This window comes from Luteimonas rhizosphaerae (assembly GCF_002849595.1).
GTDB classification, from domain to species: domain Bacteria; phylum Pseudomonadota; class Gammaproteobacteria; order Xanthomonadales; family Xanthomonadaceae; genus Luteimonas; species Luteimonas cellulosilyticus.
Window position 1 is genome coordinate 1 of record NZ_NRQR01000028.1, and the last position, 24,237, is coordinate 24,237.

20 protein-coding genes, 1 tRNA gene and 1 pseudogene are annotated in these 24,237 nt (G+C 69.8%); 12 read left to right on the forward strand and 10 right to left on the reverse strand.

Annotated features, from left to right (window positions below; all coding sequences use genetic code 11):
* The first annotated feature begins 140 nt into the window (after positions 1-140).
* The 4 genes from rnr (at position 141) to sugE (ending at position 4,339) form a co-directional block, all read left to right on the forward strand.
* A complete protein-coding gene (rnr, locus tag CJ022_RS15815) occupies positions 141-2,630 on the forward strand; it encodes a ribonuclease R (protein WP_425490833.1) in 2,490 nt (829 codons plus the stop codon).
* Positions 2,631-2,743: 113 nt separating this feature from the next.
* A complete protein-coding gene (gene rlmB / locus CJ022_RS15820; RefSeq protein ID WP_101927605.1) occupies positions 2,744-3,508 on the forward strand; it encodes a 23S rRNA (guanosine(2251)-2'-O)-methyltransferase RlmB in 765 nt (254 codons plus the stop codon).
* 90 nt (positions 3,509-3,598) lie between these two features.
* Positions 3,599-3,868 (forward strand): CBU_0592 family membrane protein, encoded by a 270-nt coding sequence (locus tag CJ022_RS15825; RefSeq protein WP_101927606.1) that lies wholly within the window; start codon positions 3,599-3,601, stop codon positions 3,866-3,868.
* A gap of 156 nt (positions 3,869-4,024) precedes the next feature.
* The gene (gene sugE / locus CJ022_RS15830; RefSeq protein WP_101927607.1) at positions 4,025-4,339 is read left to right on the forward strand and encodes a quaternary ammonium compound efflux SMR transporter SugE; all 315 of its coding nucleotides are present in this window, start codon (positions 4,025-4,027) and stop codon (positions 4,337-4,339) included.
* Positions 4,340-4,410: 71 nt separating this feature from the next.
* On the opposite strand, the gene rnt is transcribed toward sugE, so the two are convergent.
* Complete coding sequence (rnt, locus tag CJ022_RS15835; RefSeq protein ID WP_101927608.1) at positions 4,411-5,085, reverse strand: ribonuclease T; 675 nt, start codon at positions 5,083-5,085, stop codon at positions 4,411-4,413.
* Between the two features lie 211 nt (positions 5,086-5,296).
* Positions 5,297-7,162 carry a DEAD/DEAH box helicase gene (locus CJ022_RS15840; RefSeq protein WP_101927609.1) on the reverse strand — a complete coding sequence of 622 codons (1,866 nt, stop codon included), beginning with the start codon at positions 7,160-7,162 and terminating at the stop codon, positions 5,297-5,299.
* 223 nt (positions 7,163-7,385) lie between these two features.
* Between CJ022_RS15840 and CJ022_RS15845 the strand changes: the two genes are divergently transcribed.
* The 3 genes and pseudogenes from CJ022_RS15845 (at position 7,386) to CJ022_RS15855 (ending at position 10,843) form a co-directional block, all read left to right on the forward strand.
* On the forward strand, positions 7,386-8,060 hold the full coding sequence (locus CJ022_RS15845; RefSeq protein ID WP_101927610.1) for a glutathione S-transferase: 675 nt from the start codon (positions 7,386-7,388) through the stop codon (positions 8,058-8,060).
* A 17-nt stretch (positions 8,061-8,077) separates the two neighbouring features.
* A pseudogene (locus CJ022_RS15850) lies at positions 8,078-9,530 on the forward strand (protein adenylyltransferase SelO).
* Between the two features lie 269 nt (positions 9,531-9,799).
* Positions 9,800-10,843, forward strand: a complete 1,044-nt coding sequence (locus CJ022_RS15855) for an AI-2E family transporter (protein ID WP_101927611.1) — start codon at positions 9,800-9,802, stop codon at positions 10,841-10,843.
* 244 nt (positions 10,844-11,087) lie between these two features.
* Here the strand turns inward: CJ022_RS15855 and CJ022_RS15860 are convergent.
* Positions 11,088-11,163: transfer RNA gene (locus CJ022_RS15860), tRNA-Ala, on the reverse strand.
* 13 nt (positions 11,164-11,176) lie between these two features.
* Positions 11,177-12,304 (reverse strand): ribonuclease D, encoded by a 1,128-nt coding sequence (gene rnd, locus CJ022_RS15865; RefSeq protein ID WP_101927612.1) that lies wholly within the window; start codon positions 12,302-12,304, stop codon positions 11,177-11,179.
* A gap of 124 nt (positions 12,305-12,428) precedes the next feature.
* On the opposite strand from rnd, the gene CJ022_RS15870 reads away from it, so the two are divergent.
* Complete coding sequence (locus CJ022_RS15870) at positions 12,429-14,270, forward strand: formylglycine-generating enzyme family protein (protein ID WP_101927613.1); 1,842 nt, start codon at positions 12,429-12,431, stop codon at positions 14,268-14,270.
* A gap of 35 nt (positions 14,271-14,305) precedes the next feature.
* A complete protein-coding gene (locus CJ022_RS15875; protein WP_101927614.1) occupies positions 14,306-15,235 on the forward strand; it encodes a M48 family metallopeptidase in 930 nt (309 codons plus the stop codon).
* Here the strand turns inward: CJ022_RS15875 and phbB (CJ022_RS15880) are convergent.
* The 4 genes from phbB (CJ022_RS15880) to gluQRS form a co-directional block, all read right to left on the reverse strand.
* Positions 15,222-15,968, reverse strand: coding sequence for an acetoacetyl-CoA reductase (phbB, locus tag CJ022_RS15880; RefSeq protein WP_101927615.1), 747 nt, complete (start codon positions 15,966-15,968; stop codon positions 15,222-15,224). The two genes, CJ022_RS15875 and phbB (CJ022_RS15880), sit on opposite strands and share 14 nt — an antisense overlap.
* A gap of 69 nt (positions 15,969-16,037) precedes the next feature.
* Positions 16,038-16,541, reverse strand: a complete 504-nt coding sequence (gene phaR, locus CJ022_RS15885) for a polyhydroxyalkanoate synthesis repressor PhaR (RefSeq protein ID WP_101927616.1) — start codon at positions 16,539-16,541, stop codon at positions 16,038-16,040.
* A gap of 145 nt (positions 16,542-16,686) precedes the next feature.
* Positions 16,687-17,427, reverse strand: a complete 741-nt coding sequence (gene phbB / locus CJ022_RS15890; protein ID WP_101927617.1) for a beta-ketoacyl-ACP reductase — start codon at positions 17,425-17,427, stop codon at positions 16,687-16,689.
* 45 nt (positions 17,428-17,472) lie between these two features.
* Positions 17,473-18,405 carry a tRNA glutamyl-Q(34) synthetase GluQRS gene (gene gluQRS / locus CJ022_RS15895; RefSeq protein ID WP_101927618.1) on the reverse strand — a complete coding sequence of 311 codons (933 nt, stop codon included), beginning with the start codon at positions 18,403-18,405 and terminating at the stop codon, positions 17,473-17,475.
* A 139-nt stretch (positions 18,406-18,544) separates the two neighbouring features.
* Here gluQRS and htpX point away from each other — a divergent pair, with 139 nt between their 5' ends.
* Positions 18,545-19,450, forward strand: a complete 906-nt coding sequence (htpX, locus tag CJ022_RS15900; RefSeq protein ID WP_101927619.1) for a protease HtpX — start codon at positions 18,545-18,547, stop codon at positions 19,448-19,450.
* Between the two features lie 147 nt (positions 19,451-19,597).
* Here the strand turns inward: htpX and CJ022_RS15905 are convergent, their stop codons facing one another.
* Entirely contained in the window at positions 19,598-21,679 is a 2,082-nt protein-coding gene (locus CJ022_RS15905; protein WP_101927620.1) for an EAL domain-containing protein, read from the reverse strand.
* 24 nt (positions 21,680-21,703) lie between these two features.
* Complete coding sequence (gene epmB / locus CJ022_RS15910; protein ID WP_101927621.1) at positions 21,704-22,747, reverse strand: EF-P beta-lysylation protein EpmB; 1,044 nt, start codon at positions 22,745-22,747, stop codon at positions 21,704-21,706.
* A gap of 92 nt (positions 22,748-22,839) precedes the next feature.
* Here epmB and efp point away from each other — a divergent pair, with 92 nt between their 5' ends.
* Together efp and CJ022_RS15920 are read left to right on the forward strand one after the other, a co-directional pair.
* Entirely contained in the window at positions 22,840-23,406 is a 567-nt protein-coding gene (gene efp, locus CJ022_RS15915) for an elongation factor P (protein WP_101927622.1), read from the forward strand.
* Positions 23,403-24,236, forward strand: coding sequence for a PA3715 family protein (locus CJ022_RS15920; protein ID WP_233198847.1), 834 nt, complete (start codon positions 23,403-23,405; stop codon positions 24,234-24,236). Before efp ends, CJ022_RS15920 begins: the two co-directional genes overlap by 4 nt.
* Position 24,237: the final 1 nt, after the last annotated feature.

The following is a 24,237-nucleotide window of genomic DNA, read 5'->3' on the forward strand; positions in this document are numbered from 1 at the left end:
CCCGCTAGCACCTGAAGCTAGTGCGTCTACCAATTCCGCCACCCGGGCAGGTCAGGGCGCGTATGTTGTCGATGCGCCTCGCGCTTGTCAACGCGTTTCGCGGTCGTGTCGACGATCGACCCGCGGGGGCGGGGTGTAACATGGCGCGGATGCCAAAAACTCCCAGCAAGCGCGGCGGCAGCCGCGATACCCAGAATCCCGCCAATCCCGCGTCGTCGCGTGATGGCGAGCCCCGCAGCCCCAAGTCGACGCCGGCCCTGCCGGCGTGGATGCCTGACCCGGGATTGGCCCGCGCGCTGCGTTCCGGTCGCCCCAAGCCGGCGCAGGACGCCACGCCGCCGGCCCCGCGCGCCGCCGCGCCGGTCGCGCCCCGATCCGGCGGCAAACGTGGCGGCGTCCAGGATCCCTACGCGGGCCGCGAGGCCGCGCGCTATGAGCATCCCATCGCCAGCCGCGAAGCAATCCTGCAATTGCTGTCGGATGCGTCGGGCCCGCAGACCGCCGACGAACTCGCCGAACAGCTCGGCCTGACCGAACCCTCTCGCGCCGAAGCCCTCAACAAGCGGCTGGGCGCGATGCAGCGCGACGGCCAACTGCTGCAGAACCGGCGCGGCGGCCTGGTGCCGGCCAAGCGCATGGACCTGATTCCCGGCACGGTGATCGCGAACCCGGAAGGCTTCGGTTTCCTGCGGCCGGATTCAGGCGCGGGCGAGGACCTGTTCCTGCCGCCGGCCGAGATGCGCAAGGTCATGCACGGCGACCGCGTACTGGCCAACCTGACCAACGTCGATGCACGCGGCCGCCGCGCGGGTGTCGTGGTGGAAGTGCTCGAGCGCCGCACGACGCGCCTGATGGGGCGTTTCTCGATCGAGCACGGCATCAGCTATGTGGTGCCCGACGACAAGCGCATCCAGCGCAACATCCAGATTCCGGTGGACGCGCGCCAGGACGCGACGCACGGCCAGCTGGTGGTCTGCGAGATCACCGCGCCGGGCGATGCGCACCGTCCGCCGATCGGCCGCGTGCTGACCGTGCTGGGCGATGTGCTCAAGCCGACGCTGGTGGTCGAGGCCGCGATCCACGGCCACAACCTGCCGCACGAATTCTCGCAGGCGGTGCTGGACGAAGCCGCCGCGGTGCCGGTCGATGTGGAAGAGCGCATGGTCGGCGGTCGCGTCGATATCCGCGCGCTGCCGCTGGTGACGATCGATGGCGAAGACGCCAAGGATTTCGACGACGCCGTCTACTGCGAACCCAACCGCGACGGCTTCCGCCTCGTGGTCGCGATCGCCGACGTGTCGAACTACGTGCGCCCCGGCACGCCGCTCGACGACGAAGCCCAGCTGCGCGCGACCAGCGTGTACTTCCCGGGTTTCGTCGTGCCGATGCTGCCCGAGACGCTGTCGAACGGCATCTGCTCGCTGAAGCCGAAGGTCGACCGCATGTGCTTCGTCTGCGACATGCAGGTGCTGCGCGACGGCACGGTGTCGGAATCGAGGTTCTACGAAGCGGTGATGCATTCGCACGCGCGCCTGACCTACACCCAGGTGTGGAAGGCGGTCGGCGAACTCGACGAAGATACGCGCGCCGCGATCAAGCCGGTGCTGCCGCAGGTCGAACGGCTGCATCAGCTCTACGCCGTGCTGGCCAAGGCACGCGCCAAGCGTGGCGCAATCGAGTTCGAATCCTCCGAAGTGCGTTTCGTCCTCGACAACACCGGCGAGGTGACCCAGGCCGGCATGCTCCAGCGCAACGACGCGCACAAGCTGATCGAAGAATGCATGATCGCGGCGAACGTGGAGGCCGCGCGGTTCCTGCTCGAGGCCGCCATTCCCGCGCCGTACCGCGTGCACGACAAGCCGCCGGAAGCGAAGTACGCCGACCTGCTGGAATTCCTCAAGGAATTCCAGCTGCGTCTGCCGCCGTGGTCGAAGGTGCAGCCCAAGGATTTCACCGTCCTGCTGAAGAAGATCCGCGAGCGCCCCGATGCGACGCTGCTGGAATCGGTGTTGCTGCGCAGTCAGAGCCAGGCGGTCTATACGCCGGAGAACATCGGCCACTTCGGTCTGGCGCTGGCCTCGTACGCGCACTTCACCTCGCCGATCCGCCGTTATCCCGACCTGCTGGTGCATCGCGCGATCAAGCACGTGCTGTCGGGCCAGCCGCTGGCGAAGTTCATCTACACGCCGCGCCTGATGGAAAGCCTGTCGCTGCAGTGCTCCGAGCGTTCGCGTCGCGCCGACGAAGCCGAGCGCGAAGTCGACGAGCGCTACCGCGCCGCGTGGATGGAACAGCACGTCGGTGGCCAGTTCGACGGCGTCATCAGCGGCGTCACCAGCTTCGGCCTGTTCGTCGAGCTGGACCAGTCCAAGGTCAACGGCCTGGTCCACGTGACCCAGCTGCCGAACGATTTCTACCGCTTCGATCCGATCCGCCGGCTGCTGGCCGGTGAGCGCGCCGGACGCGAGTACCGGCTCGGTGACCGGGTGCGCATCGTCGTGCTGAAGGCCAGCCTGGAGGATCGCAAGATCGATTTCCGGCTCGTCGACGCCGACGGACGCGACCCGGGTGCACCGGCGCCGCAACCGCCGCACGGCAAGCCGGCGCGACGCGAGAAGAAGAAGTACTGAGCCGCCGCGCCCGCTAGAATGCGCGGCCGGTTCCCGCCGCGGAATCGCCCCCAGCCCGACCGCTCGTCCGTCTCCGGACGGGCGGTCCGTCACGGGACCAGCCGGACATCGTCATGAGCAACAAGCAGAACCAGTGGATCGTCGGCATCAATGCCGTCGCCGCGGCCGTCGAACACGACGCCGACAACGTGCGCGAGATCCTGCTCGAGGCGGGTGCGAAGAATCCGCGCATCGTCGAGATCGAATCGAGCGCACGGCGCCGCGACATCGACGTGCGCCGGGTCAACCAGCAGGCGCTCGACGGCGTCGCCGGCGGCCTGCGCCACCAGGGCGCGGTTGCACGCTATGCGGCAGCGAAGACCTGGGACGAAAACGAACTCGAAGGCCTGGTCGACGCGGCCGAGGGCAAGGCGCTGCTGCTGGTGCTCGACGGCGTGCAGGACCCGCACAACCTCGGCGCCTGCCTGCGCAGCGCGGCGGCCGCCGGTGTGACCGCGGTGGTGATCCCGAAGGACAAGGCGGTGCAGGTCAACGCGACCGTGCGCAAGACCTCGGCCGGCGCCGCCGACAGCGTGCCGGTGGTGCGCGTGACCAATCTCTCGCGCAGCCTGCGCGACCTGCAGAAGCAGGGCGTCTGGATCTACGGCCTGGCCGGCGAGGCGACGGCCTCGCTGTACGCCACTGACCTGCGCGGCAACGTGGCGCTGGTGCTCGGCGGCGAAGCCGACGGCCTGCGGCGCCTGACCCGCGAGCACTGCGACGGCCTGGTGACGATCCCGATGCCGGGCGGCGATGCGCTGGGCGGTGTCGAGAGTCTCAACGTGTCGGTCGCCGCCGGCGTGACCCTGTTCGAGGCCGTGCGCCAGCGCATCGGCTGAGCCGCGGCATCCCCACGCCGTGTCGACGCGCCCGCGCGGAAGATCCGCGCAGCGTCGCCGTCCGGCCTCGCATGACGAACGGAGCGACCCATGGACCTGCAATGGCATCAGTGGAGCGGCATCCTCGGCGCGATCCTGATCGTGCTCGCGTACTTCCTGCTGCAGGTCACGCGCCTCTCGGGCGCCGGCTTGCCGTATCTGCTGCTGAATCTGCTCGGTGCGACCGGCATCGCCTTGTCGCTGTACGGGCAGTTCAACCTGCCGGTGCTGCTGATGCAGCTCGCCTGGATCGCGATCAGTCTCTACGGCCTCATCCGCACGCTCCGCGCCCGCGCGAAGCCCGGCGCACCGCTGGGCTGATCCAAGGCCAGCGTCTGGCGCCGTCGCGTCGGCGGGTCAGGCCGGGGTCATGCCTCGCGTTCCCGTCGTTGCGACAATGGCTGCCACAGGACGCGGGGACGACCCCGCCGCTCCATCCGCATCCGGGGACGGCCCCTCGCAAGATGGAGCGCGCACATGTCCTGGATCATCCTGGTACTCGCCGGCCTGTTCGAGATCGGCTGGGCGATCGGCCTGAAATACACCGAAGGCTTCACCAGACTCTGGCCCACCGTCGGCACGGTTGCCGCGATGGCGATCAGCATCGGCCTGCTGGGCATCGCGATGCGGACGCTGCCGGTCGGCACCGCCTATGCGATCTGGGTCGGCATCGGCGCCGTCGGGACGGTGATTCTCGGCATCGTGCTGCTGGGCGATCCGGCGAATCCGGGGCGGTTGATCAGCCTGGCGCTGATCGTCTCCGGCATCGTCGGTCTGAAGCTCGCGTCCTGATCGCCTGCCGCCGCCGCGTCGCGGCGGCGCCCGGGTCGCAACCCGTCATCCGGTGACGCGACGCAACGGCGCTACTGGCGATCGGTCGCCGCGGTCGCGCTGGGCGGCGCGCGCGTCGGCCACGGCCAGGCGTTGGTGATGCGGCAGAACAGGCGCGCGGTCTGCTCGGTGTCGTAGAGGGCCGAGTGCGCCTGTTCCTGGTCCCATTCGAAGCCCGCAGCCTGCACGGCCCGCGCCAGCACGGTCTGGCCGTAGGCGACGCCGGCCAGCGTCACGGTGTCGAACACGCTGAAAGGATGGAAGGGATTGCGCTTGTTGCCAGTGCGCGCCACCGCCGCGTTGACGAAGCCCAGGTCGAAGTGCGCGTTGTGACCGACGAGGATCGCACGCTGGCACTGGTGCTTGCGCACCGCGAGCCGGACTGCGGCGAAGATGTGCTCGATCGCGTCGTGTTCCGATTTCGCCAGCCGGAACGGATGGTGGATGTCGATACCGGTGACTTCCAGCGACTGCGGATCGATCTGGGTGCCGGGTGCGGGCGTCACGTGCGCATGGACGGATTCGCCGAGGATCAGCTGGCCGTCGGCGTCCAGATCGAGCGGAATCGCAGCGATCTCCAGCAGGGCATGACGGCTCGCGTCGAAGCCGCCGGTCTCGACGTCGACGACCACCGGCAGAAAGCCGCGGAACCGTTTCGACATGGGGGCGGGCGCGAGTGTCGCGTCCATCGCTGCAGCATCATTCATGCGCGCAAGCCTAGCAGAGGAGAAAGACGCGACCGCCGGCGACCGGAGCGCGCGGCAGTGCACGTGGGCATGCGCGGCGACGCGATGCGGTCGTCAGTGTCCCTCGCGATTCCGCTCGGGGCCGCTGCCGACACGGCCATCGACGTGCCGCCATGCGCTGCGGCACCCAATACGCGGGCGCCTCGCCGACGAGGCGAGGCGCTGGACGGGTTCAGCGCGGCTTCGGCGGTCCGCGGCGCGGACCACCCCCGGGGCCGGACGGGCCGCCGGCGCGGAAGCCGCCACCGGGCTTGCCGTGCGGCTTGCCGGCGAACGGGCGCTTCGGAGCACCACGCGACGGCGGCGCGTTCTTGTCGCTGTCGTCGGCGACCCGCATGCGGATCGCCTGGCCGGCGACACGCACTTTCTTCAGATGTTCGAGCAGCTCGCGCGGCATGCCTTCGGGCAGGTCGACGAGGCTGTAGTCATCACGGATGTCGATGCGCCCGATGAACTTGCTCTCGAGGTCCGCCTCGTTGGCGATCGCGCCGACGATGTTGCCCGGCTGCACGCCGTGCGCATGGCCGACTTCGATCCGGAACGTCTCCATGCCGACGTCGGCATCGCGCGGACCGGTGTCGGGGCGCGGTGCACGCGGTTCGCGGGGCTCACGCGGTTCGCGCGCGGAACGCGAGGCCTCGCGGCCGCCCGGACGCTCGACGAACTCGCGTTCGAAGGCGGGCTTCTCGGGCTTGCGCGGCGGCTCCAGCAGCAGCGGCGTGTCGCCCTGGACGACCTTCGCCAACGCCGCCGCGATCTCGGCGGCGGGCACGTTGTGCTCGCGCTCGTAGCGTTCGATGAGGTCGCGGAACATGCCGAGCTCGCTGCTTTCCAGCGCGCCGGTGATCTTCTCGAGAAAGCGCGCCACGCGCGCCTCGTTGACCGTCTCGACGCTCGGCAGCTGCATCTGCTCGATCTTCTGCCGGGTCGCGCGCTCGATCGCACCGAGCATGCCGCGCTCACGCGGGGCGACGAACAGGATCGCCTCGCCGCTGCGGCCGGCGCGGCCGGTGCGGCCGATGCGGTGGACGTAGCTCTCGGTGTCGTAGGGGATGTCGTAGTTCAGCACGTGGCTGATGCGCTCGACGTCGAGGCCGCGTGCGGCGACGTCGGTCGCGACCAGCACGTCGAGGCGGCCGTCCTTGAGGTTCTGGATCGCGCGTTCGCGCTGCTTCTGGTCGAGGTCGCCATTGATCGCGGCGGCCGAGAGTCCCCGCGCCGACAGCTTCTGCGCCAGTTCCTCGGTGGCGAGCTTGGTGCGCGCGAAGATGATCATCGCGTCGAAGGGCTCGGCCTCGAGGATGCGCGTGAGCGCGTCGAGCTTGTTGACGCCGCTGACCATCCAGTAGCGCTGGCGGATGTTGGCGGCGGTCGTCGTCGTCGACTTGATCGCGATCTCGACCGGATCCTTGAGGTAGGTCTGGGCGATGCGGCGGATCTGCTGCGGCATCGTCGCGGAGAACAGCGCGACCTGGCGCGACTCCGGCGTCTTTTTTAGCACCGCCTCGACGTCGTCGATGAAGCCCATGCGCAGCATTTCGTCGGCTTCGTCGAGCACCAGCGCGCGCAGTTCCGACAGGTCCAGCGAGCCGCGCTCGAGATGATCGATGATCCGGCCCGGCGTGCCGACGATGACCTGCACGCCGCGCTTGAGCGCGCTGAGCTGCTGGGCATAGCCCTGGCCACCGTAGATCGGCAGGACGTGGAAGCCGGGCATGTGCGCAGCGTACTTCTGAAAGGCCTCGGCGACCTGGATCGCGAGCTCGCGGGTCGGTGCCAGCACCAGCGCCTGCGGCTTGCGCTGCGCGGGATCGATGCGCGCCAGCACCGGCAGCGCGAACGCGGCGGTCTTGCCGGTGCCGGTCTGGGCCTGGCCCAGCACGTCGCGGCCGGCCAGCAGCGGCGGGATCGTCGCGGCCTGGATTGGGGAGGGGGACTCGTAGCCGACGTCCGCCAGCGCACGCATCAACGTGTCGGGCAGGGCGAGGTCGGCGAATTTCGGGGATTCTGGAGGCGTGATGTGCGTCTCGGCGCTCATGATGCGGGCTCTCGTAGCGCCGGCTCGGCGCCGGTCGGGGAACCGCATAGTGTAAGGCACCAGCGTGCTGCGCTGCAGCATCCGGAGATAATCGGGGCGCATTCGATGGGCACGATTCACGTGCGGGTTGCGTGGCCACGAATTGTGTGGACATGCGCATCGCCCCTTCTCTCGATGGCCTGCCGCCCCCAGTTTCGGGGGCGCCACCGACGCGGACGCCCCGATGATCCAGGTCCACCATCTGAACAACTCCCGCTCGCAGCGTGTGCTGTGGCTGCTCGAGGAACTGGGCCAGCCCTACGAAGTGATCCGCTACGAGCGCGATGCGAAGACGATGCTGGCGCCGCAGGCCCTGCGCGACGTGCATCCGCTGGGCAAGTCGCCGGTGGTGCAGGTCGATGGCCTGACGCTGGTGGAGTCGGGGGCGATCATCGAGACACTGACCGAGCGCTACGACACCGCGCATGCGCTGTCATCGGCGCCCGACGACGCCGACGAACGTCTGCGCTACCGCACCTGGCTCCACTACGCCGAGGGATCGCTGATGTCGCCGTTGCTGCTGGCGCTGGTGTTCGGCCGCATCCGCGGCGCGCCGATGCCGTTCTTCGCCAGGCCCGTCGCGCGCGGCATTGCCGACAAGGCGATGCAGACCTTCGTCGGTCCGCAGCTGGCGACGCATCTGGGCCATGTCGAGCGCGAACTCGGCGCCCGGCCCTGGTTCGCCGGCACGCGCTTCACCGCGGCGGACGTCCAGATGAGTTTCCCGCTGGAGGCCGCGGTGGCGCGGGCGTCGGCGCACGTCGGCCCCAACATCCGCGACTTCGTCGACCGCATCCATGCGCGTCCCGCCTACCAGCGTGCGCTGGTCGCCGGCGGCCCGTACGCGCTCGCCGGATGAGCGCCGTCGCTGCATCCTTGCCGGACCTGCATTTCGACAACCGGTTCGTGCGTGAGCTGCCGGGCGACCCGGTCATCGGTGGCGGACGTCGCCAGGTCGAAGGCGCGTTGTGGTCGCCTCGGCGGCAACGCGCTGATGCCCGGCATGCAGCCGGCCGCCGGCAACTACGGCGGTCACCAGTTCGGGCACTGGGCGGGCCAGCTCGGCGATGGCCGGGCGATCTCGCTGGGCGAGGCCGTCACCGCGGACGGCGGACGTTGGGAACTGCAGCTCAAGGGCGCCGGACCGACGCCGTATTCGCGCACCGCCGACGGGCGCGCCGTGCTGCGCTCGTCGGTGCGCGAGTTCCTGTGCAGCGAGGCGATGCACCACCTCGGCGTGCCGACGACCCGTGCGCTGTCGCTGGTGACGACGGGCGATGCGGTGGTCCGCGACATGTTCTACGACGGCCACGCGGCGCCCGAGCCCGGCGCGATCGTGTGCCGGGTCGCGCCGTCGTTCATCCGCTTCGGCCATTTCGAATTGCCGTATGCGCGCGGCGACGTCGCGCTGCTGCGGCGTCTCGCGGACTTCACCATCGACCGCGATTTCCCGCACCTGCTCGCGTTGCCGGAGGGCGACGCCCGCTACGGCGCCTGGTTCGCCGAGGTCTGCGCGCGCACGGCGCGGATGATCGCGGCCTGGATGCGGGTCGGCTTCGTCCACGGCGTCATGAATACCGACAACATGTCGATCCTCGGCTTGACGATCGATTACGGGCCCTACGGCTGGATCGACGACTACGATCCCGACTGGACCCCCAACACCACCGACGCGCAGCACCGGCGCTACCGCTTCGGCTGGCAGCCGAAGATCGCGCACTGGAACCTCAGCCGCCTGGCCCAGGCGCTGTCGCCGCTGTTCACCGACACGGCGCCGCTGGAAGACGGTCTGGCGCAGTACGCCGCGGTGTATGCGGCCTGCGAGCGCGAGTCGATCGCCGCGAAGCTGGGCCTGTCCGCCTGCGCCGACGAGGATGTCGCACTGATGCAGCGATTGCAGGGACTGCTGCACGCCGGCGAAGTCGACATGACGCGCTTCTTCCGCGGGCTGATCGGGCTCGACCCGGATGCGCCGGCGTTGGCCCCGGTCGCGGATGCGTTCTACGACGACGCGCGACGCGAATCGCTGCGCGTGGAGTTCGAGGCCTGGCTGCAGCACTACGCCGCGCGCCTGCACGCGGACCCGCTGTCGAATGCGGCGCGACAGGCGCGGATGCGGGCCGCCAACCCGCGCTTCGTCCTGCGCAACTACCTCGCGCAGCAGGCCATCGACCTGGCGACCGCCGGCGATCTGTCGGGGATCACGACGCTGGCCGAGGTCATGCGGCAGCCGTACGAAGAACAGCCGGGACGCGATGCCTACGCCGCCCGGCGTCCTGACTGGGCCCGTTCGAAGGCCGGCTGTTCGATGCTGTCCTGCAGTTCCTGAGCGGGCGCCGCGGCGCGATCCGCGCAACGCGCGCGTGCCGCTGACGGCGCGGGTCGCGACAGGCGGTTGCGCGGCTTGGAGCGCGGATGCTGCGACGAGGCGGGCAGGGAACGACGGGCGATCCGGGACCGTCACCGGACTCCACCGCCCGTGCACGTAGTGTGTGGCACAACGCGCGACCGCATCGGGCACGCCCGGTGCGCCCTTGCGTCGCTACCGCTCGCCGGACCGAACTCGCGGTGCGGCCGACGCGCCCATTCTGGAACCGCATGCCGCCTACCGCCGATCTGTCCCGTTTCACCCGCCAGGTGCTCGTCGTCCTCGCCCTGGTCGCGCTGCTGGCACTCCTGTGGCAGCTGATCCCGGTGCTGCTGCTGGTCTTCGGTGCGGTCGTGTTCGCGGCCCTGCTGCTGTCGCTGACGCATCTGCTGCAACGGGTCGCGCCGGTCGGCGACGGTGTGGCGCTCGCCATCGTGCTGGTCGTGCTCGCCGGCGGCCTGGGCCTGATGCTGTGGATGTTCGGCGCGCAGGTCTCGCGCGAGATGTCGACGCTGATCGAGGCCCTGCCGCCGGCCTACGAGGCCTTCCAGGCCTGGGTCGAAGACACCAGCATCGGCGGCGTCCTCGGCGAGCAGATCGACACTCTGCGCAACAACATGGGCCGCCTCGCCAGCGGCGCGGGCGCGGTCGCGATGACGTTCTCCGGCGGCCTGATGAACCCTCTGCTGGTGCTGGTGGGCGGCATCTACATGGCGGCGCAGCCGGGGATGTACCGCGCCGGCCTGCTGCAGCTGGTGCCGACATCGGTGCGCGACGTGGCCGCCGACGCGCTCGACACCAGCGCCCGCGCCCTGCGCCTGTGGCTCGGAGGCCAGCTCGTGGCGATGGCGGCGGTCGGGCTGCTGACCTGGCTCGGCCTGTGGCTGCTCGGCGTGCCTGCGGCGTTCGCGCTGGCGCTGATCGCGTTCCTGCTGGATTTCGTGCCGATCATCGGGCCGATCGCCGCGGCCGTGCCCGGCATCCTGCTCGGCTTCACCGTCAGCCCTCGGATCGGACTGGCGACGGCCGGCCTGTATCTGGTCATCCAGCAGATCGAGGGCAATCTGCTGCAGCCCCTGATCCAGCAGCGCGCGGTCGAACTGCCACCTGCGCTGCTGCTGTTCGCGCTGCTGGCCTTCGGCACCCTGACGGGGTTTGCCGGCCTGCTGCTTGCGGCGCCGCTGACCGTCGTGCTGTACGTGCTGGTGAAGCGGCTCTACGTGCGCGAGCTGCTCGGGACGGAGACCACGATTCCCGGTGAATCGAACACCTGATCTTTCCACCGGGGCCCGCAAGGTGCGGGTCACCGCAGGATTCCTCGCGCCGCAACGGGAACGTGCCGGCCTTTGCGGCTGCGGCGCATTTCGGCTGGTCGTGCGCGTGGAACGTGCGTCGATTCCGCATGCGATGGATCGGCGCCGCACGCGCGCCCGCAACGCATGCCAGGACGGCTGACAGCCGCGGGGCCACAAAAGAAAAACCCCGGAAAGCCTGCGCTTTCCGGGGTTTCCAGTTTCGTGGTGGAGCGGAGGGGGATCGAACCCCTGACCTCCACGATGCGAACGTGGCGCTCTCCCAGCTGAGCTACCGCCCCACGAAGTCGCCGATTATACGGATGCCGCGCGTTTGTCGCCAGCACCTTGCAACAACGGCGCGAGATCCGCTTCCAGCTCGCCGCGGCGCCAGCCCGACAGGGCGCCCGGCCAGTCGTCGCCTTCCATCAGCGCTTCCAGCCAGCGCCGCGACGCGAGCACGCCATCGGGCAGGCCGAGCGCCGCGCCGCGGGTGGCGACGGCCTGCTGCAGGCGCTTGAGCAGTTTGCGGTCCGGCTCCTCGCCGGAAGACAGCGGCGCGTCGGCCTCGTCGTCGAGCGGCGTGGTCAGGGCCTGCCAGATCGGCGCACCGAGCTTGCGCGGCGCCTTCGGGTGCGCATCGAGTCTGGCCTGCAACGCAGCCGGATCGGCCGGTGGATCGCGTGCCAGCAGCGTGGCGAGCTCGTTGTCGAGAATCCAGGTGCGCGGGCGGTCGTGGCTGCGCGCGTACTGCTCGCGCCAGCGCAGCAGCCGCATCAGCCGCAGCTGGCTGTCGGCATCGAGGAACTGGCCGGCGCGGCCGCCGAGCTGCGGCCAGCGCTCGCCGTCGGTGTGCGCCGCGTTGGCGACCAGGCGGGCGCAGTCCTCGTGCAGCCAGGCACTGCGGCCCAGCGTCTCGAGCCGGGCGGCGAGGTCGTCGTGCAGGGCGAACAGGTATTCGACATCGTCGGCCGCGTACTCCAGCTGGGTCGGCGACAGCGGACGCCGCAGCCAGTCGGACCGCGTCTCGCCCTTGGGAAGGGCGACGTCGAGCGTGTCCTGCACCAGGCGCTGGTAGCCCATCCCGGCACCGACGCCGGCCAGACCGGCTGCGATCTGTGTGTCGAACAGTGGCGTCGGCACGACCCCGCAGGTGTGCCCCAGCGCGACCAGGTCCTCGCTGGCGCTGTGCATGACCTTGACGATGCCCGGGTCCGCGAGCAGCGGGCGCAGCGCTTCGGTGATTCCGGGCGCGAGCGGATCGACGAGCAGCACGTCGATGCCGTCGTCGCGCTCGACCGCGATCTGGACCAGGGCCAGCTGCGGCCAGAACGTGCGTTCGCGGATGAATTCGGTATCGAGCCCGACACGGGCGGGGCCGGCAGGCAGCCGGGACGACAGGACCGCTGGATCGTCGATCCAGCACGCGGGAGAGGAAGGCATGCGCGACAGCCTAGCGGCGACGACGGGGTGCGGCAATCGCAAGCCGCGCCCGGGCCCGGCGCGCGTCGTCGCCGCGGTCGGCCCGATCGCTTAATCTGGCGAGGTCCGGAATCGGGAGTCCGCGTTGCGCGCAGGTGGGTTGCTCAAGGGAGCGCTGGGATCGCTGCTGCTGGTCCTGGCGACCGCGTGCGGCGGCGAACGGGCGACCGATGCCGACGGCCCGGACGCCGACGGCAGCGTGACGATCAGCGGCGACGACAGCGCGGCGGCCGCGCTGAACTGGACGCCGCCCGAGGTCGTGATCGCCGACGGCGACGCGGCGTCGGCGCTCGCGCGCGCCGATTCCGCGCTCGAGGCGGGAGCGCTGTACGCCGATGCCGACTCCGCGATTCCCCTGTATCTCGCGCTCGCCCGACGCCCGGACCAGGCCGATGCCGCCGCGGCCGGACTGGCGCGCGCCCGCGCCGCCCTGCTGCGGATCGGCGACGCCGCGCTCGACGCCGCCGACAACCAGGACGACATCGCCGGTCTGCGCACGGCGCAGAGCGTCGCGGCGGTCGCCCGCTACATCGCGCCGGACGAGGAGCCGGTGCTGCGCTACCTCGAACGGGTCGACATCAGCGATCGCCTGTGGGAGCTCAATCGCAGCGGCGAACGCGCGTTGCGCGACGACGCGCTGGGCGAGGACGGCGGCGGTGCGATCGCCGCGTTCCGCGAGGCGCTGGCGCTGCGACCGGAGCAGGGGCGTGCGCTGCAAGGCCTGGCCGCGGTGGAGAGCGCGCTGATCCGCCGGGCCGAGACGGCCGGCGTCGCCGGCGATTTCGACGCCGCGTCGAGCTGGCTCGGCCATGCGGAGCGGATCCGGCCCGGGTTCCCGACGGTGCCGGACGCCGTCGCCCGCATCGAAGGCATGCGCAACGCCCGGATCGCCCGCCTGCGCGACGAGGGCGTCGCCGCGCTGCCGAAGATCAACGGGGCGAGTGCGGCGCGCGCGAAGCTGGCCGAGATCCTCAGCATCGCGCGGCCTGGCGATCCGGTCGCCAACGACCTGCGCGAACGGATCGACCAGGCCGTGCATTACGGCACCTTCCGGCCGGGGCAGGCATTCACCGATGCGCTCGAGGGCGGCGCCCGCGGGCCGCAGATGGTCGTGCTGCCGCATGGCGGTTTCATGATGGGCGCGCTGCCGGAGGACCCGGACGCCGACGACAACGAGAAGCCGCGTCACGGGGTGCGGTTCGAGCGTGGTTTCGCGATGGCGGTGCGCGAGATCACCGTCGGCGAATTCCGCCGTTTCATCGACGCCAGCGGCTACCAGGCGCGCGCCATTCGCCGCGGTTTCTCGATGGCCTACGACGAGCGCACCGGCAATTTCCTGCGCCGGAGCCGGGTCGACTGGCGCTCGGATTACGTCGGCCGGCCGGCCGGCGACACGATGCCGGTGCTGCACGTCAGCGCCAAGGACGCCGAGGCCTACGCGCAGTGGCTCAGCGCGCAGAGCGGGCGCAACTACCGCCTGCCCAGCGAGGCGGAATTCGAATACGCCTTCCGCAGCGGCAGCAGCGAGCGCTATCCCTGGGGCGAGGGCACGCCGCCCGAGGGCAGCGGCAACATGACCGGCGCGCTGGACCGCTCGCCCGGCGGCCGCGCCTGGGGCAACGCGTTCCCCGACTACGGCGACGACTACTGGGGCCCGGCGCCGGTCGGCAGTTTCGAGGCCAACACCTGGGGCGTGCACGATCTGGCCGGCAACGTCAGCGAGTGGATGGCCGACTGCTGGCACGAGAACTACCGCCGCGCGCCCAAGGACGGTTCGGCCTGGGTCAATCCCGGCTGCCGCAACCAGGTCATCCGCGGCGGCTCCTGGGCCAGCTCGCCGGCGCAGACGCGCGCCAGTTGGCGTGCACTCGCGCCCGTCGACACGACCAATGCCAGAATCGGCTTCCGGGTCGTCCGCGACCTTTGACCAGTGCGCCGGAATCCGGCATTCGGAGCGTTCAGATGAGGCAGGATCCCTTCGGCGGCAGGCGCCAGCAGCAGCCCGGCCGTCCGCGTCGCGGCATCAACATGCGGTTCGTGATCCTGCTGCTGTTCGCGGGTTACGGGATCTTCTATTACATCTCCAACCGCTCGGTCGATCCGGTGACCGGCGAGACCGTGCTGATCGATCGCGGCCTGTCGGTCGACGACGAAAAGGCGCTGGGCCTGCAGGCCTACGAGGAAATCCTGGCGCAGGAGCGGCCGGCCGACCCAGACAGCCCGCTGTCGCGGGACGTGCGCAACATCGCCGAGCGGCTGATCGCCAAGATCGACGTCGTCGAGGCCGAACTCGCGCGCGAGAACGGCCTCGAACCGAGCCGCTTCTCCGAAAGTTTCGAATGGGAAGTCAACGTCATCGAGTCCGACCAGGCCAACGCGTTCTGCCTGCCGGGCGGCAAGATGGCGGTCTACAGCGGCCTGGCGCCGGTGGCGCAGAACGAGGACGCGATGGCGGTGGTCATGGGCCACGAGATCGCGCATGCGCTGCTGCGCCACGGCGCGCAGCGCATGGCCCAGCAGAAGCTGACCCAGGTCGGGCAGATGGCCGGCGCGATGAGCGGGATGGACCCGCAGCAGCAGCAGATGGTGATGGCCGCGATGGGCTACGGCTACCTGCTGCCGTATGCGCGCAAGCACGAGACCGAAGCCGACGTCGTCGGCCTGATGCTGGCGGCGGCCGCGTGTTTCGATCCGAACGAATCGGTGCCGCTGTGGGAACGCATGAGCGCGGCCAGCGGTGGCGAGGCGCCGCCGGAATTCTCGTCGACCCATCCCAATCCCGGCACGCGCATCCAGAACCTGCAGTCGCTGCTGCCCAAGGCGATGGCGTATCGCGCGAAGTTCTGCGAGGACGCAGGCGGCAGCGCGACCGCCGCGCTCAGAACCCCATGAGCAGGCCGCCGTTGACCGGCAGGTTGATGCCGGTGATGTAGCCGGCGTCGTCGGCGACGAGGAAGACGACCGCACGCGCGATGTCGTCGGGCTGGCCGACGCGACCGACGGGCACGCTGGCGATCGTGCGCGCGAGTACCTCGTCCGGCATCGCGGCCGTCATTGGCGTCGCGACGTAACCGGGCGACAGGCTGTTGACGGTGATGCCCTTGGCCGCGACCTCGCGCGCCAGCGACATCGTGAAGCCGTGCAGGCCGGCCTTGGCCGCGGCGTAGTTGGTCTGGCCGAAGTTGCCGGTCTGGCCGCTGACCGAGCTGATGTTGACGATGCGGCCGAAGCCGCGCGCGACCATGCCGTCGACCGCGGCGCGGCACAGGTGGAAGGCGCTGTCGAGATTGATCCGCAGCACGTCGTCCCACTGCGCGGTCGCCATCTTGCGCAGCGTGGCGTCGCGGGTGATGCCCGCGGCGTTGACGAGGATGTCGAGCCGCCCGTGCCGGCCCTCGACCTCGGCGATCGCGGCGGCGCAGGCCTCGGCGTCGCCGACGTCGACCGCAAGCGTCGTCACCGGCAGGCCGGCCATGTCGGCCGTGAAGGTGTGGAGGCGCGCGGGGTCGGTCGGCAGGTCGGCAGCGACGACCTGGATGCCGCGCCCGGCGAGCTGCGTGCAGATGGCGCGGCCGATGCCGCCGAGGCCGCCCGTGACCAGGGCGACGCGATGGGTCGGGGTCATGTGGAACTCCGCAGCCGGACACGGAAACGGCGCGAGAGCGCGCCGTTCCAGCAAGCGAGGGTCATGCGGTCAGCGACCGCGCTTGGGATCCCGGTCGCCGGGTTTGCCGCCGGGTGCGCCCGCGCCGCCGCCGCTGGCACCGCCGACCATGGTCTTCTGGAATTCGGTCCAGAGTTCCATGTTGCGTTCGGTCAGCTGGTTCATCATCGTCCACGGCGTCTGTCCCAGCAGGCCGCCCATCTGCTGGCGGAACTGCTGCTGCTGGTCGAGGAAGACCTGCATCGAGCGCTCGAGATAGCTGCCCATGAAGCCCTGCATCGAATCGCCGTAGAAGCGGATGATCTGGCTCAGCAACTGCGTGGACAGCACCGGTTCGCCGTCGGATTCGTGCTCGGCGATGATCTGCAGCAGCACCGAACGCGTCAGGTCGTCGCCGCTCTTGGCGTCGCGCACCTCGAAGGTCTCGCCATCGACGATCAGCTGGCGCACGTCCTCGATGGTGATGTAGCTGGAGATTTCCGTATCGTAGAGCCGACGGTTCGGATACTTCTTGATGATGCGCATTGCGCTCATACAGCCAACACTCTGATCCATTGATGCCGCGCAGCATGGCGCAGCGTCGGAGTGGGCGCAACCGCCCGAAAGTACTGAATGCGAGGGGTCTGCGCGCGGCGCGGCGTCCGTCCGCCGGCGTACGGCGCGCGCGGATGCCGCGCGGCTACCAGCCCATGTGATGGCCGCCGTTGATGTCGAGATTGGAGCCGGTGATCCACGCGGCTTCTTCGGCAACGAGGAAATTGACCGCGTACGCGATCTCTTCCGGACGGCCGAGGCGGCCGGTCGGAATGTCGGCGGCGATCTTCGCGCGCACGTCTTCCGGTACGGCCATGACCATGTCGGTCGCGACGTAACCGGGCGACACCGTGTTGACGGTGATGCCGAGCTTGGCGTTCTCGCGCGCCAGCGAAATCGTGAAGCCGTGCATGCCGGCCTTGGCCGCCGCGTAGTTCGCCTGGCCGTACTGGCCCTTGAGGCCGTTGATCGAACTGATCTGGATGATCCGGCCCCACTTGCGCTCGCGCATGCCTTCGATCACCGGGCGCGTCACGTTGTAGACCGAATTGAGATTGGTGTTGATGACGTCCTGCCACTGCAGCGCGTGCATCTTGTGGAAGGTGCCGTCACGGGTGATGCCGGCGTTGTTGATCAGGATGTCGATCGGCCCGAGCTGCGACTCGACGTCGCGCACCATCGCCTCGGCCTCGTCGTGATCGGACACGTCGCCCCGGGCGATCGCGATGTCGTAGCCCTCGTCGCGCATCTGGCGCTTCCAGGCGTCGGCTTTCTCGGCGTTGCGGTAATTGGTCGCGACCCGGTAGCCGTTGTCGGCCAACCGCTTCACGATCGATGTGCCGATGCCGCCCATGCCGCCCGTCACCAGTGCCACGCGTGCGCCCATCATCGTTTCCTCGTCGATAAGCCGCGGATGCGGCGTCGCCCGAGTCTAGTCATCGTCGATGTCAGGCGCGTTGTGCGTCGCAGCAATCGGCACCGGGCCGCGTGGAATGCGCAGCGGATCGAACGCATCGTGTGCTGCGCGCAGCAGACCGTCGACGTCGTCGGCGGATGCGAGCGCAGCCAGCGGCTGGCCCAGGGCCTGCCACGCCGCGCGCAGGGCGGGCAGCGGATGCCCCGGATCCAGCGCGGGCGCCTGGTCCGTTTTGGAGAGCTTGTGTCCCTGCGCATCGACGAGCAGCGGCAGGTGCGCATAGCGCGGCGCCGGCAGCGCCAGGCGTTGCTGCAGCAGGATCTGGCGCGCGGTGGAGCCGAGCAGGTCGGCGCCGCGCACGACATCGGTGACGGCCTGCGCCGCATCGTCGACGACGACCGCGAGCTGATAGGCCCAGGGGCCGTCGGCGCGTCGCAGCACGAAGTCGCCGACCGTCGCCGCGACGTCTTCGTCGATGCGCCCCTGGATCGCGTCGTCGAACACGATGCGGGTGCCGGGCGTGACCCGCAGGCGGACCGCGGGATCCGGACGGGCCTGCGTCGCCACGCACGCCCCGCGGTGGAGGCCGTCGTGCACCGCGAGGTCGCTGCGGCTGCAGTGGCAGACGAAGGCGTCGCCGCGTGCGAGCAGACGGTCGAGCGCCTGCTGGTAGGCCGCGCCGCGCGCGTGCTGATGGAGCACCGGCGTGTCCGATGTCAGCCCGCACGCCGCCAGCATGTGCAGCTGCGCCGCGGCAGCGCCGGCGACTTCGCGCGGCGGGTCCAGGTCCTCGATGCGGATCGACCAGCGCCCGTGGTGGTGGCGGGCCAGCAGCCAGCTGCCGAACGCCGCGACGAGCGAGCCCGCATGCAGCGGACCGGTCGGGGACGGCGCGAACCGGCCGACGTACGCGCCGTCTTCGTGGGCGAGGGAAGGACGCGTCGGCACGTGAACCTGTCTCGGAAATGAATTTTTGCGGGGTCGACACTCTGCCACCCGTGCGCGCCGATTGAAATCGTCGCCTGCATGCACAGATCATGCAGGCGCGATTCCCCGCCAGCGCAGGCATCAAGCCCGACAGAATTCCATGTTCAAGCGATTCGGTTTGCTCATCGCCACCAACCTCGCGGTGCTGGCACTCGTCAGCGTCGTCATGGCCGTGTTCGGCCTCAACGCGTCCAGCAATATGGGCCTGCTGGTGTTCGCAGCGCTGTTTGGCTTCGGCGGCGCCTTCGTCTCGCTCGCATTGTCGAAGTGGTCGGCCAAGCGCTTCACCGGCGCCCAGGTCATCACCGAGCCACGCAACGAATCCGAGCGTTGGCTGCTGACGACCGTGCAGCGCCAGGCGCAACTGGCCGGCATCGGCATGCCGGAAGTCGCGATCTACGACGCGCCGGAGATCAACGCGTTCGCGACCGGCGCGCGCCGGGATGCCTCGCTGGTCGCGGTCTCGACCGGCCTGCTGCGTGCGATGACGCGCGACGAGGCGGAAGCGGTGCTCGCGCACGAGGTCAGCCACGTCGCCAACGGCGACATGGTGACGATGACCCTGTTGCAGGGCGTGGTGAACACGTTCGTGATCTTCCTGGCGCGCGTCGTCGGCCGCGTGGTCGACAACTTTCTCAGCGGTGGCCGCGACAGCGGCGGCGGTGGGCTGGGCTACTTCGCGATCGTCTTCGTGCTCGACATGGTCTTCGGCCTGTTCGCCTCGATGATCACGATGTGGTTCTCGCGCCACCGCGAGTTTCGCGCCGACGCCGGCGCCGCGCAGCTGGCCAGCCGCGACAAGATGATCGCCGCGCTCGAGCGTCTGGCGCAGACCTACGGCCAGAGCACGTTGCCCAAGCAGGTGGCCGCGTTCGGTATCAGCGGTGGCGTGGGCACGGGCCTGAAGAAGCTGATGATGAGCCATCCGCCGCTCGACGAGCGCATCGCCGCGCTGCGCAATGCGCCGCTCGACCGCGACGCGGTGCGTCAGGGCATCGTCGCCTGACGTTACGCGATGCTGGCACCGGAAAGCCCGCCTGATGGCGGGCTTTTTCTTGTGCGCAGTACGGTCGCGGGCCCAGGGCGGACGGCGTGTCCCGAAACGAAGAGCCCGCCTTGCGGCGGGCTCGTGCGCATCGCAGACCGCGGTGGCTTATTCGAAGTCGTAGTTCATCGATGGCGTCGGCGCGGCGAGGAAGTTGCCCTGCACGTAATCGATGTCGGCCGAGAACAGGATCGACATGCTGGCCGCGTCCTGGACGAACTCGGCGACCGTGCGGATGCCGATCTGCCGCGCCCGCTTGGCGATCTCGCGCACCCGTTCCTGGTTCTCGGCGTTCTGCGGCAGATCCTCGGTGAAGCTGCGGTCGAGCTTGAGCAGATGCGGCTGCAGATGGGTCAGCAGCTGGAACGAATCCAGGCCCACGCCGAACTGCTCGAGCGCGAAGCGGCAGTCGTAGACGCCGATCGCGGCGGCGAATTCCTGCGTTGCTTTCAGATGCGTGAAGACCTTCGATTCCGGCAACTGCAGCACCAGGTATTCGCCCGGTACCTGGTGCTCGGCCAGCTGCGCACCGATGAAGCGGGGCAGCGCGTCGCCTTCCAGCGAGGCCTGGCTGATCTTCACCAGCAATGTCGTCGGACGGTCTTCGCGCAGGCGCTGGCCCAGCGCCGCGATGGTGCGGCCGACGACGTGCTGATCGATCTCGGCCAGCATGCCGTTCTCTTCGGCGATGTGCAGGAAGCTGCCGGGTGCGATCAGTTCGCCATCGCCGCCGTCGAGCCGCAGCAGCGTCTCGTAGACCGGGGCGGTGTCGCCCTGCAGGTTGATGATCGGCTGGTAGTGCAGCAGGAAACCTTCATCGTCGAGCGCGCTGCGGAGCTTCGCCACCCAGGCCCGGACCTGCTCTTCTTCGGCACGGTCGACCGCACCGGGATCGAAGATCTCGCAGCGGTTGCCGCCGGTGCCCAGCGCGGATTCGACCGAGCGCGTGGCGCGCGCCAGCACCTGGCCGACGTTGGCGATCTTCTCGCCGATCTGGACGCCGCCGATGCTGACGGTGACCACGCTCGAGCGCGCACCGATCTCGAACACGTGCGACGCGAAGGCTTCGCGGATGCGTTCGGCCATCGCCGCGGTCGCGTGGTAGCCGTCGTGGTGCAGCAGCACGGCCAGCGTGTGCTCGGCGTAGCGCGCCGCGGTGGCGTTGTCGCCCAGCTGCGCCTGCAGATGGACCGCGACCGCGTGCAGCAGTTCGTCGGCGTGGTCGAGGCCGATGTCGCCGAGCAACTGCTGGTGATGGTCGGGCTCGATCATCAGGAAGCCGTGCTTGCCGTCGCTCTGCGCGGCGTCGTCGACCGCGTCCTCGAGCGAGCGCAGGAAGGTCGGCCGGTTCAGCAGGCCCGTGACCTGGTCGCGCTGGCGCAGTTCCTCCAGCTCCAGGGCGAGGCCCGGGTCGATCAGCTCGCGGCGACGGAAGACCACCTGCAGGCAGGGTTCGCCTTCGTACTGCGCGGTCGCGAATTCCATCGACGCGGGAAAGACGTTGCCCTCGATGTCGCGCGCTTCGATCTCGTGGCGCGCCGGCGGCGGTTCGCCCTTGCTGAGGCTCTTCAGAAGCGTCTTGAAGTTCTCGACGTGCTGCGGCGCGACCATGTCCAGCAGCGAGACGCCTTCGACGTCCTCGAAGGCCTCGTAGCCGAACATTTCCAGATACGCCGGATTGGCGCGGATGTGCATGCCTTCGTGCACGTAGGCGATCGGGTCGCGCGAGGAATCGATCAGCGCATCGCAGCGGCGCTCGGTCTCGCGGACCCGCGATTCGAGCCGGCGCAGGGCGCGTCGCGCGTCGCGGTCGGCCCACTGTTCGCGCACGCAGGCCAGCAGCTGCTGCGGCGCATGGCGCAGCGCGACGGCACGCGCGCCGGCCAGCAGGGTGTCGACGTAGGACGACTCGTCCAGCGTGTCGGCCAGCGCGATGACGGCGACGTCCTTGCCGGTCCCGGCGACGCTCTGCATGACCCGTGCGAATGGCAGGGACGTCGACGCGATCGCCGCGAGCACCAGGTCCAGCGACTGGCTGCCGATCATCGTTTCGAGTTCGTCGACATCTGCCGGCCGCTGCGGGCGCACCGCGATCCCGGCGTTGCGCAGGCCGCTGACGACCGCCTCGGCATCCTCGACGCGGTCGTCGACGATCAGCAGGCGCAGCGGCGTGTCGGTGTGGTTCGGCATTCGGGTCTCCGAGGGCAGTGGGCGTTATGCCACGGGCGCCACTTTCCGTCCATCGTCCGGCGCATGCAGGGCGCGCTTGGACGTGTCCCCCGCGACCTCGCGGACCAGACGCGGCACGAGGTAGCCGGGCAGGCGGGCGACCAATGCGGCATGCAGCACGAATGCGGTCGCGTCCGTCACCTCGAAATGGGCCGCGCCGGCGACCCGGTCGAGCTGGTGCAGGTAGTAGGGCAGCACACCGGCCTCGAAACCGCGCTCGGCGAGATCGGCGAGCGCGTCGACGTCGTCGTTGACGCCGCGCAGCAGCACCGCCTGATTCAGCAGCATCGCGCCGGCGGCGCGCAGGTCGCGCATCGCGGTGTCGACGGTGCCGTCGAACTCGTTGGCGTGGTTGGCGTGCACCACGATGGTGACCGGCCAGGGCAGCGCGGCCAGCCAGGCGCAGAGTTCGGTGTCGACGCGCTCGGGCAGCACGATCGGCAGACGCGTGTGGATCCGCAGCCGGCGCAGATGCGGGATGTGCCGCAGGGCGTCGGTGAGTTCGGCCAGCTTCGACGTCGCAAGCGACAGGGGGTCGCCGCCCGACAGCAGGACCTCGTGGATGCTCGGATCGTCGCGGACCACCGCCAGCGCCGAGGCCCAGCCGGCGGCCGCGGCAGTTTCTTCCGCATACGGAAAATGCCGGCGGAAGCAGTAACGGCAGTGCACCGCGCAGCTGCCGGTGGCGATCAGCAGGGCGCGGCCTTCGTATTTGTGCAGGACGCCGTGGCCGGCCTTGGCGGCCGCGTCGCCGACGGCGTCGAAATCGAAACCGGGCGCGGGGCGCAGTTCGGCGTCCAGCGGCAGCACCTGCCGCAGCAGCGGGTCGTGGGGATCGCCATGGCGCATGCGGGCAACGAAACCGCGGGGTACCCGCAGCGGAAACTGGGTCGTCGCTGCGGTCGACACCGGCAGCCCGGCATCGGAGAGGCCGAGCGCCGCCAGCAGGTCCTGGGGGTCGCGGATGGCGTCGCGCCACGCCTGCTGCCAGCGGCGTGGCTGCATCGTGGCGGGAGCAGCGGGTATCATGGGGACTGTGATCCAGAAGCGGAACGCGGCCGTGCCGCGGCCGCAATCCCCATAGTGTAGCCGCCGCCGATGGCGGCCCAGCAGGAGCGAAGATGGCCAGCTACGGCATGAACGACGTCAAGAACGGACAGAAGATCCTGGTCAACAACGATCCCTGCGTGATCACCGAGACCGAATACGTCAAGCCGGGCAAGGGCCAGGCGTTCACCCGCATCAAGTACCGCAACATCAAGTCGGGCCGCGTCGTCGAGCTGACGATGAAGGCGACCGATTCGCTGGAAGTGGCCGACGTCATGGACACCGACATGCGCTTCCTCTACGCCGACGGTGAATACTGGCACTTCATGGACCCCGAGTCCTTCGAGCAGGTCCAGGCCGACAAGGCCGGCGTCGGCGATGCCGCCAAGTACCTAAAGGGCGAGGAAGACTGCGTGGTCACCCTGTGGAACGGCAATCCGATCGCGGTGCAGCCGCCGAACTTCGTCGACCTGAAGATCGTCGAGACCGACCCCGGCGTGCGCGGCGACACCTCCGGCGGCGGCGGCAAGCCGGCCACGCTGGAAACCGGTGCGGTGGTGCGTGTGCCGCTGTTCGTCAGTCAGGAAGAGACCATCAAGGTCGACACCCGCTCCGGCGAGTACGTCAGCCGGGTCAAGTGATCGCGACGCGCGCCCGGCGCACGGGGGCAGGCGCGCTGGCGCTCCTGCTCGCGGCCGTTGGCGCGCCGGGCGTCGTCTTCGCAGCCGAGGCCTGTCCTGCGCCGATCATCCGCGCGCTCGCCGATGCGTCGCTGCTCCCCGCCGATGGCGCACCGGCCCTCGTGGCCCAGGCCTGTCGCGTGTGGCCGTTCGATCCCGCGCTGTCGCTCGCGGCGGTGGCGTATCCGTTGCCGGCGTCCGAGGCCCCTGTGCCGCGCGAACTGCGCCTGGTCGTCGCCGTACTCGGGACGCAGGATACCCGGCCGCTCGCCGTGCACACGACGGATCTGGCGGAAGACGCGGTCTTCGCGCTCGATGCGGATGGCCTGCGCCTCGACACCGCGCGCTACGACCTCGCCCCCGGCGTGCGCGCGTTCGGCGTGGTGCTGCGCAGCGCCGCGCCGGGGGCGAGCTGTCCCGACGGGCGCTTCAATGACGAACTCACCCTGTACGTGCGCAATGGCAGCGCCTTGCGGCCCGTGTTCTCGAGCTATCTCGAGCTCTGGCAACGGATCGAAGGCGAACCCTGCAGCTGGACGCTCGACCAGCGTCTGGTGACCGAAGACGCGGCCCTCAGCATCGGTGTGGAGCCGGGCACGCACCATGGCTATGCCGACCTGCGCGTGATCGCGAACGTGTCGCGCACCGAACGCGCGACGGGCAGTAGCGGGGACGACGCGGTGACGACGCAGCGCCGGGCGAGCCGGGTCGTGCATTACGACGGCGCCCGATACGATGTCGATGCCTTGCACAACGGCTTTTTCTGGATCCGGGATCCCGTGGACGAATGAA